Here is an 8,427-nt window from a genome sequence, read left to right on the forward strand (position 1 = left end):
AAACTGCGGATAATTTCCGTATTTGAGAACTCAACATGTTACAAAACCCAATTCATCTGCGTCTGGAGCGCCTGGAAAGCTGGCAGCATGTCACTTTCATGGCTTGCTTATGCGAACGCATGTACCCCAATTACGCCATGTTCTGCCAGCAAACCGGTTTTGGTGATGGGCAAATTTACCGTCGCATTCTCGATCTCATCTGGGAAACGCTGACCGTTAAAGACGCAAAAGTAAATTTCGACAGCCAACTGGAGAAATTTGAAGAAGCGATTCCTTCAGCCGACGATTTCGATCTGTACGGCGTTTATCCGGCAATCGATGCCTGCGTGGCGTTAAGTGAACTGGTCCATTCGCGTTTGAGTGGTGAAACGCTCGAACACGCGGTGGAAGTGAGTAAGACCTCCATCACGACCGTTGCGATGCTGGAAATGACTCAGGCTGGTCGCGAAATGAGCGATGAAGAGCTTAAAGAAAACCCAGCTGTAGAGCAAGAATGGGACATTCAGTGGGAAATATTCCGACTTTTAGCTGAGTGCGAAGAACGCGATATCGAGCTGATAAAAGGCCTTAGGGCAGACCTGCGTGAGGCGGGTGAGAGCAATATTGGTATAATTTTTCAGCAATAAGACCAGAAAACGTGATTTAACGCCTGATTTGTCGTACCTGGAGTCTTCCCTTTCGCCCCCCGTCTGGTCTACATTTGGGGGGCGAAAAAAAGTGGCTATCGGTGCGTGTATGCAGGAGAGTGCTATTCTGGCATTTCCGTCGCACTCGATGCTTAGCAAGCGATAAACACATTGTAAGGATAACTTATGAACAAGACTCAACTGATTGATGTAATTGCAGAGAAAGCAGAACTGTCCAAAACCCAGGCTAAAGCTGCTCTGGAGTCCACTCTGGCTGCAATTACTGAGTCTCTGAAAGAAGGCGATGCTGTACAACTGGTTGGTTTCGGTACCTTCAAAGTGAACCACCGCGCTGAGCGTACTGGCCGCAACCCGCAGACCGGTAAAGAAATCAAAATTGCCGCAGCTAACGTACCGGCATTTGTTTCTGGCAAGGCACTGAAAGACGCAGTTAAGTAAGATTGCGTGGCAGTGAACAGTTTTAACGAAGGGGTGGTTTCACCCCTTTTGTCTTTCTGGCGTCGATCATTGATGCTGGCAGGTGCGCTGTTTCTCACTGCCTGTAGCCACAACTCTTCACTTCCTCCCTTTACCGCCAGTGGATTTGCTGAAGACCAGGGCGCGGTACGCATCTGGCGAAAAGACAGCGGCGATAATGTGCATCTGCTTGCCGTGTTTAGCCCGTGGCGCAGTGGCGATACCACGACGCGAGAGTATCGCTGGCAGGGCGATAACCTCACGCTCATCAATATCAATGTTTACAGCAAACCGCCGGTGAACATTCGCGCGCGTTTTGACGATCGCGGTGATCTGAGCTTTATGCAACGTGAATCCGATGGGGAAAAGCAGCAGCTTTCTAACGACCAAATCGATTTATACCGTTATCGTGCTGCTCAGATCCGCCAGATTAGCGATGCCTTACGTCAGGGGAGAGTCGTGCTGCGCCAGGGGCGCTGGCATGCGATGGAACAGACCGTGACCACCTGCGAAGGGCAAACCATTAAACCTGATTTAGATTCGCAGGCGATAGCGCATATCGAGCGCCGCCAGAGCCGCTCTTCTGTTGATGTCAGCGTGGCATGGCTGGAAGCGCCCGAAGGTTCGCAATTACTGTTAGTGGCAAACTCTGATTTCTGTCGCTGGCAACCCAACGAGAAAACGTTCTGATTTACCAGTGGCCCATACCCATATGACCGCCACCACCGCAGCCGCCGTAGCCCATGCCCATTCCGGCTCCGCGCGGAATACCCGCTTCAGCCATCGCGATATCCCGTTTCACCCGTAACTCATCTAACGACTGACGCAAATTCTCCATCTCTTTGGCGACCGCGTTAATTTTGCTGCTATCCGGTGGGTTCGCGGCTAACAGGGCATTGTATTCATAACGCTTCGTCACCAGTTGCTGTTGCAGTGCGCTGCTTTGAGCGTAAAAGTCATTATGGATTTTCTGCCACGCTGTCTGTTGTTCGCTGGTCAAAGGCGCGGCATTTTGCTGCCACATACCGTGTCCGCCGTGAGCAAATGCAGATGTCGATCCCATCGCCATTGCTGAAAGCGCCATCATTACCAGGGCAATTTTCGTGTTCCGTTTCATGGTTAATCCTCCAGTGGTTGTCTTACTTCGGGTATTGCATCTTCCGTGCCAACGATGAAACGCTGATATGACGGGTAATCTGGCATGATAAACGAGTAAAAATGACTCGCCTGCTGCGGGTAGCGAGTCATTTTTACTCATTGAAACTTAAGCCTTTGTGTTACAGCGCAGGGTAAGCGCTGATAAAAGATGGCATGATTTCTGCTGTCAGAAAGGGATGAGCAGGCAAAGAAGAAGATGCGTTTTATGCAACGTTCTAAAGACTCCTTAGCTAAATGGTTAAGCGCGATCCTCCCCGTGGTCATTGTTGGGCTGGTAGGGTTGTTTGCGGTGACGGTGATTCGCGATTATGGGCGCGAGACTGCCGCCGCCAGACAAACGCTGCTGGAAAAAGGCAGTGTACTTATTCGCGCTCTTGAATCCGGCTCGCGCGTCGGCATGGGGATGCGCATGCATCATGCGCAGCAGCAGGCCTTACTGGAAGAAATGGCCGGGCAGCCTGGAGTACGTTGGTTTGCGGTCACGGATGAACAAGGAACAATCGTGATGCATAGCAACTCCGGCATGGTGGGAAAACAGCTTTATTCCCCGCAGGAAATGCAGCAGTTACATCTGGGAGATGAAGAAGCGTGGCGGCGGATCGATAGCGCAGACGGCGAGCCTGTTCTGGAAATTTATCGCCAGTTTCAACCGATGTTTGCTGCTGGAATGCACCGGATGCGCCATATGCAGCAGTATGCCGCGACACCACAAGCAATTTTCATCGCTTTCGACGCCAGTAATATTGTGAGTGCCGAAGATCGTGAGCAGAGAAACACCCTGATTATCCTCTTCGCCCTGGCGACGGTCTTGCTGGCAAGCGTATTGTCATTCTTCTGGTATCGCCGCTATCTGCGCTCGCGCCAGCTTCTACAAGATGAAATGAAGCGCAAAGAGAAGCTAGTGGCGCTGGGGCATCTTGCGGCAGGCGTTGCCCACGAAATCCGTAACCCACTTTCCTCGATTAAAGGGCTGGCGAAATACTTTGCCGAACGCGCGCCAGCAGGGGGAGAAGCGCATCAATTGGCGCAGGTGATGGCGAAAGAAGCCGACCGTTTAAACCGCGTGGTAAGCGAGTTGCTGGAACTGGTTAAGCCAACGCATCTGGCTTTGCAGGCGGTGGATCTCAACACGCTGATTAACCACTCATTACAGCTGGTAAGCCAGGATGCAAACAGCCGGGAGATCCAGTTACGCTTTACCGCCAACGACACATTACCGGAAATTCAGGCCGATCCGGACAGGCTGACTCAGGTCCTGTTGAATCTCTATCTCAATGCTATTCAGGCGATTGGTCAGCATGGCGTGATTAGCGTGACGGTCAGCGAAAGCGGCGCGGGCGTGAAAATCAGCGTTACCGACAGCGGTAAGGGAATTGCGGCAGATCAGCTTGAAGCCATCTTCACTCCGTACTTCACCACCAAAGCCGAAGGCACCGGATTGGGGCTGGCGGTCGTGCATAATATTGTTGAACAACACGGTGGTACAATTCAGGTCGCAAGCCAGGAGGGAAAAGGCTCAACGTTCACCCTCTGGCTTCCGGTCAATATTACGCGTAAGGACCCACAAGGATGACGCACGATAATATCGATATTCTGGTGGTGGATGATGACATTAGCCACTGCACTATTTTGCAGGCTTTACTGCGCGGCTGGGGCTATAACGTCGCGCTGGCGAACAGCGGGCGACAGGCGCTGGAGCAGGTGCGGGAACAGGTTTTTGATCTTGTGCTTTGCGATGTGCGAATGGCGGAGATGGACGGCATCGCCACGCTGAAAGAGATCAAAGCGTTAAACCCGGCAATTCCGGTGCTGATTATGACTGCGTACTCCAGCGTCGAGACGGCGGTAGAGGCACTGAAAACTGGGGCGCTGGATTATCTCATCAAGCCGCTGGATTTCGATAACCTACAGGCGACGCTGGAAAAGGCGCTCGCGCATACGCACAGTATTGATGCTGAAACACCTGCGGTGACTGCCAGCCAGTTCGGTATGGTCGGTAAAAGCTCGGCGATGCAACACCTGCTCAGTGAAATCGCCCTCGTCGCGCCATCGGAAGCCACGGTACTGATCCACGGCGATTCCGGCACCGGTAAAGAGCTGGTCGCCAGGGCGATTCACGCCAGTAGCGCACGTAGCGAAAAACCGCTGGTAACGCTCAACTGTGCGGCACTCAACGAATCCTTGCTGGAATCTGAATTGTTCGGTCACGAAAAAGGGGCGTTTACTGGAGCCGATAAACGCCGGGAAGGGCGCTTTGTTGAGGCGGACGGCGGCACGCTGTTTCTCGATGAAATTGGCGATATCTCGCCGATGATGCAGGTGCGTCTGCTGCGTGCGATTCAGGAGCGCGAAGTTCAGCGTGTCGGTAGCAACCAGACTATCTCGGTTGATGTCCGGCTGATTGCGGCGACCCATCGCGATCTTGCCGCAGAGGTGAATGCCGGGCGTTTTCGCCAGGATCTCTACTATCGCCTGAATGTGGTGGCGATTGAAGTACCATCGCTGCGGCAACGGCGGGAAGATATCCCTCTGCTGGCTGGCCATTTTCTGCAGCGCTTTGCCGAGCGTAATCGCAAGGCGGTAAAAGGTTTTACGCCCCAGGCGATGGATCTGTTGATTCATTACGACTGGCCGGGAAATATTCGTGAGCTGGAAAACGCGGTGGAACGGGCAGTGGTGCTGCTGACCGGGGAATATATTTCCGAACGCGAGCTGCCGCTGGCGATTGCCAGTACGCCGATCCCGCTGGGGCAAAGTCAGGATATTCAGCCGCTGGTGGAAGTGGAAAAAGAGGTGATTCTGGCGGCACTGGAGAAAACGGGCGGCAACAAAACTGAAGCCGCCCGTCAGTTAGGGATCACGCGTAAAACGTTATTGGCAAAACTGTCGCGTTAGTTCTGCTCGCGTTCGATAGCACGCCAGCCGATATCTTTCCGGCAGAAGCAGTCGTCCCAGTGGATATCGGTCATTAAGGCATAGGCGCGTTTCTGCGCTTCTGCCACGGTATGACCCAGCGCGGTGACGCACAGTACGCGCCCGCCGCTGGTCACTACCTGCTCGTTATCCGCCAGTTTCGTGCCCGCGTGGAACACTTTGCCGCCTGCCACTTCTTCCAGCGGCAGGCCGTGGATCACGTCACCGGTGCGGTAATCACCCGGATATCCACCCGCAGCCATCACCACGCCGAGAGAAGCGCGTTCATCCCACTCTGACGTTTTCTCGTCCAGTTTGCCTTCACAGGCCGCCAGGCAGAGCTCAACCAGATCGGACTTCATGCGCAGCATAATCGGCTGGGTTTCTGGATCGCCAAAGCGGCAGTTAAATTCGATAACCTTCGGATTGCCCTGTTTGTCGATCATCAGGCCCGCGTAGAGAAAACCGGTGTAGGTGTTGCCTTCCGCCGCCATGCCTTTCACGGTTGGCCAGATGATACGTTCCATGGTGCGCTGATGAACTTCATCGGTTACTACCGGCGCGGGGGAGTAAGCGCCCATCCCGCCCGTGTTTGGTCCGGTATCTTTATCGCCTACGCGTTTGTGATCCTGGCTGGTGGCCATCGGCAGCACATGCTCGCCGTCTACCATCACGATAAAGCTCGCTTCTTCGCCATCGAGGAACTCTTCGATAACGACGCGATGACCCGCGTCGCCAAAAGCGTTGCCCGCCAGCATATCGTGAACAGCCGCTTCCGCTTCTTCCAGCGTCATCGCCACGATAACGCCTTTCCCGGCAGCCAGACCGTCCGCTTTAATGACGATTGGCGCGCCTTTCTCACGCAGATACGCCAGCGCAGGTTCTACCTCGGTGAAGTTCTGGTATTCCGCCGTAGGGATCTTATGGCGGGCCAGGAAATCTTTGGTAAACGCTTTTGAGCCTTCCAGTTGGGCCGCACCTGCGGTTGGGCCGAAGATTTTCAGCCCGGCGGCGCGGAAGGTATCGACCACGCCTTTCACCAGCGGCGCTTCCGGGCCGACGATGGTCAGATCAATCTTTTCGTTTTGTGCGAAATCCAACAGCGCCGGGATATCGGTCACGCCAATAGCAACGTTTTGCAGCGCGGGTTCCAGTGCAGTGCCTGCATTACCCGGAGCAACAAAAACAGTCTCAACCAGCGGCGACTGGGCCGCTTTCCAGGCCAGCGCGTGCTCGCGCCCGCCGTTACCAATCACTAATACTTTCATCTATTGCTCCATTAATGGCGGAAGTGGCGCATGTCGGTGAAGAGCATCGCAATACCGTGCTCGTCGGCGGCGGCAATCACTTCGTCATCACGGATGGAACCGCCAGGCTGGATTACGCAGGTCACGCCCGCAGCGGCGGCGGCATCAATACCGTCGCGGAACGGGAAGAACGCGTCAGAAGCCATCGAGGAACCTTTCACTTCCAGGCCTTCATCGGCAGCTTTAATACCGGCGATTTTCGCGGAGTACACGCGGCTCATCTGGCCCGCGCCAATACCGATGGTCATATTGTTTTTGGCATAGACGATAGCATTGGATTTCACGAACTTCGCCACTTTCCAGCAGAACAGCGCATCGCGCAGTTCCTGTTCGGTCGGCTGACGTTGGGTGACGACGCGCAGTTCTTCCGCACCGACCATCCCCAGGTCACGATCCTGAACCAGCAGACCGCCGTTCACGCGTTTGAAATCAAGACCCGGAACACGCTCGCCCCACTGACCGCAGGTCAGAACGCGTACGTTCTGCTTGGCGGCGGTGATTTTCAGGGCTTCTTCGCTGGCGGAAGGCGCAATAATCACTTCGACAAACTGACGAGAAATGATGGCCTGTGCGGTTTCCGCATCTAGCTCGCGGTTAAAGGCAATGATGCCGCCGAATGCGGAGGTTGGGTCGGTTTTGTACGCGCGATCGTAAGCATCAAGAATGGAATTGCCGATAGCTACACCGCAAGGGTTGGCGTGCTTCACAATCACACATGCCGGCTCGGCGAACTCTTTCACGCACTCCAGCGCCGCATCGGTATCGGCGATGTTGTTATAAGAGAGGGCTTTACCCTGAACCTGGGTTGCGGTAGCAACGGAGGCTTCTTTCACATTCTCTTCTATATAGAAGGCAGCCTGCTGGTGGCTGTTCTCGCCGTAACGCATATCCTGCTTCTTAATGAAGTTCAGGTTCAGCGTGCGTGGGAAGCGACCAGCGGCTTCTTTGCTTTCACCGTGGTACGCCGGAACCATGCTGCCGAAGTAGTTGGCAATCATGCTGTCGTAGGCGGCAGTGTGTTCGAAGGCTTTGATGGCGAGGTCGAAACGGGTTGCAAGCGTCAGCGATCCTTCGTTGTCATCCATCTCTTTAATAATGGCGTCGTAGTCGCTGCTCTTCACCACGATTGCGACATCTTTATGGTTCTTAGCGGCGGAGCGCACCATGGTCGGGCCGCCGATATCGATGTTCTCAACCGCATCTTCCAGCGAGCAACCTTCACGGGCCACGGTCTGGGCGAACGGATACAGGTTAACAACCACCATATCGATAGGCTGGATCTGATGTTCTTCCATAATGGCATCGTCCTGGCCGCGACGGCCCAGAATGCCACCATGTACTTTCGGATGCAGGGTCTTCACGCGTCCATCCATCATCTCCGGGAAACCGGTGTAATCGGAAACTTCGGTTACCGGCAGACCTTTTTCTGCTAACAGACGGGCAGTGCCCCCTGTAGACAGCAGCTCCACACCGCGTGCGGAAAGTGCCTGGGCGAATTCGACGATACCGGCTTTGTCAGAAACACTGAGCAGAGCGCGGCGGACTGGACGACGTTGTTGCATGGTAAATCCCCTGGATTTGACTATTACAGAGAGCGTTAGCTGAATTTTTCGCGAAAAACTCAGCTAACGCCCCTAACGGGGCATCCTTATTTTTCGCCCGCATTGTAACGAAAACGTTTGCGCAACGCTCGCGAATTTTTCTCTTTCAATGGTGATCACAATTTTGACAGTGGTTACCGTGGGAAAAATACAGAAATTACATTGATGATTGTGGATAACTCTGTGCGTAAAAAGGTATAAAGCGGGGTTTTGCTGGGGAATGCAGCAGTCAGTTATTTTTCTGCAATTTTTCTATTGCGGCCTGCGGAGAACTCCCTATAATGCGCCTCCATCGACACGGCGGATGTGAATCACTTCACACAAACAGCCGGTTCGGTTGAAGAG

The 8,427-nt window shown here is 54.0% G+C and carries 8 protein-coding genes; 5 read left to right on the plus strand and 3 right to left on the minus strand.

The window, feature by feature from the left end; all coding sequences use genetic code 11:
* The first annotated feature begins 35 nt into the window (after positions 1-35).
* The 3 genes from QZF50_RS11340 to QZF50_RS11350 all read left to right on the plus strand — a co-directional run bounded on the left by QZF50_RS11340 (position 36) and on the right by QZF50_RS11350 (position 1,793).
* Positions 36-626: a YjaG family protein gene (locus QZF50_RS11340; RefSeq protein WP_000940106.1), complete on the plus strand. Its 591-nt coding sequence runs from the start codon at positions 36-38 to the stop codon at positions 624-626.
* A gap of 186 nt (positions 627-812) precedes the next feature.
* Entirely contained in the window at positions 813-1,085 is a 273-nt protein-coding gene (gene hupA / locus QZF50_RS11345; RefSeq protein ID WP_001044513.1) for a nucleoid-associated protein HU-alpha, read from the plus strand.
* Between the two features lie 12 nt (positions 1,086-1,097).
* Positions 1,098-1,793: a DUF1481 domain-containing protein gene (locus QZF50_RS11350; protein ID WP_001377723.1), complete on the plus strand. Its 696-nt coding sequence runs from the start codon at positions 1,098-1,100 to the stop codon at positions 1,791-1,793.
* A 1-nt stretch (position 1,794) separates the two neighbouring features.
* On the opposite strand, the gene zraP is transcribed toward QZF50_RS11350, so the two are convergent.
* Complete coding sequence (gene zraP / locus QZF50_RS11355) at positions 1,795-2,220, minus strand: zinc resistance sensor/chaperone ZraP (RefSeq protein ID WP_000828222.1); 426 nt, start codon at positions 2,218-2,220, stop codon at positions 1,795-1,797.
* 237 nt (positions 2,221-2,457) lie between these two features.
* Here zraP and zraS point away from each other — a divergent pair, with 237 nt between their 5' ends.
* Together zraS and zraR are read left to right on the plus strand one after the other, a co-directional pair.
* Complete coding sequence (gene zraS / locus QZF50_RS11360; RefSeq protein WP_001472685.1) at positions 2,458-3,834, plus strand: two-component system sensor histidine kinase ZraS; 1,377 nt, start codon at positions 2,458-2,460, stop codon at positions 3,832-3,834.
* Positions 3,831-5,156: a sigma-54-dependent response regulator transcription factor ZraR gene (zraR, locus tag QZF50_RS11365; RefSeq protein WP_000148518.1), complete on the plus strand. Its 1,326-nt coding sequence runs from the start codon at positions 3,831-3,833 to the stop codon at positions 5,154-5,156. The genes zraS and zraR overlap by 4 nt, the downstream gene beginning before the upstream one ends.
* Here the strand turns inward: zraR and purD are convergent.
* The gene (gene purD, locus QZF50_RS11370; RefSeq protein WP_061892619.1) at positions 5,153-6,442 is read right to left on the minus strand and encodes a phosphoribosylamine--glycine ligase; all 1,290 of its coding nucleotides are present in this window, start codon (positions 6,440-6,442) and stop codon (positions 5,153-5,155) included. The two genes, zraR and purD, sit on opposite strands and share 4 nt — an antisense overlap.
* Positions 6,443-6,453: 11 nt before the next feature.
* A complete protein-coding gene (purH, locus tag QZF50_RS11375) occupies positions 6,454-8,043 on the minus strand; it encodes a bifunctional phosphoribosylaminoimidazolecarboxamide formyltransferase/IMP cyclohydrolase (protein WP_001187566.1) in 1,590 nt (529 codons plus the stop codon).
* Positions 8,044-8,427 lie beyond the last annotated feature (384 nt).

Origin of the sequence: uncultured Escherichia sp., from assembly GCF_948475835.1 — a bacterium.
Lineage (GTDB): Bacteria > Pseudomonadota > Gammaproteobacteria > Enterobacterales > Enterobacteriaceae > ECMA0423.

Coding starts and splice junctions, on each gene's coding strand:
- purD (WP_061892619.1), bottom strand. CDS start 6,442: ATGAAAGTATTAGTGATTGGTAACGGCGGGCGCGAGCACGCGCTGGCC.
- zraR (WP_000148518.1), top strand. CDS start 3,831: ATGACGCACGATAATATCGATATTCTGGTGGTGGATGATGACATTAGC.
- zraS (WP_001472685.1), top strand. CDS start 2,458: ATGCGTTTTATGCAACGTTCTAAAGACTCCTTAGCTAAATGGTTAAGC.
- zraP (WP_000828222.1), bottom strand. CDS start 2,220: ATGAAACGGAACACGAAAATTGCCCTGGTAATGATGGCGCTTTCAGCA.
- hupA (WP_001044513.1), top strand. CDS start 813: ATGAACAAGACTCAACTGATTGATGTAATTGCAGAGAAAGCAGAACTG.
- QZF50_RS11340 (WP_000940106.1), top strand. CDS start 36: ATGTTACAAAACCCAATTCATCTGCGTCTGGAGCGCCTGGAAAGCTGG.
- purH (WP_001187566.1), bottom strand. CDS start 8,043: ATGCAACAACGTCGTCCAGTCCGCCGCGCTCTGCTCAGTGTTTCTGAC.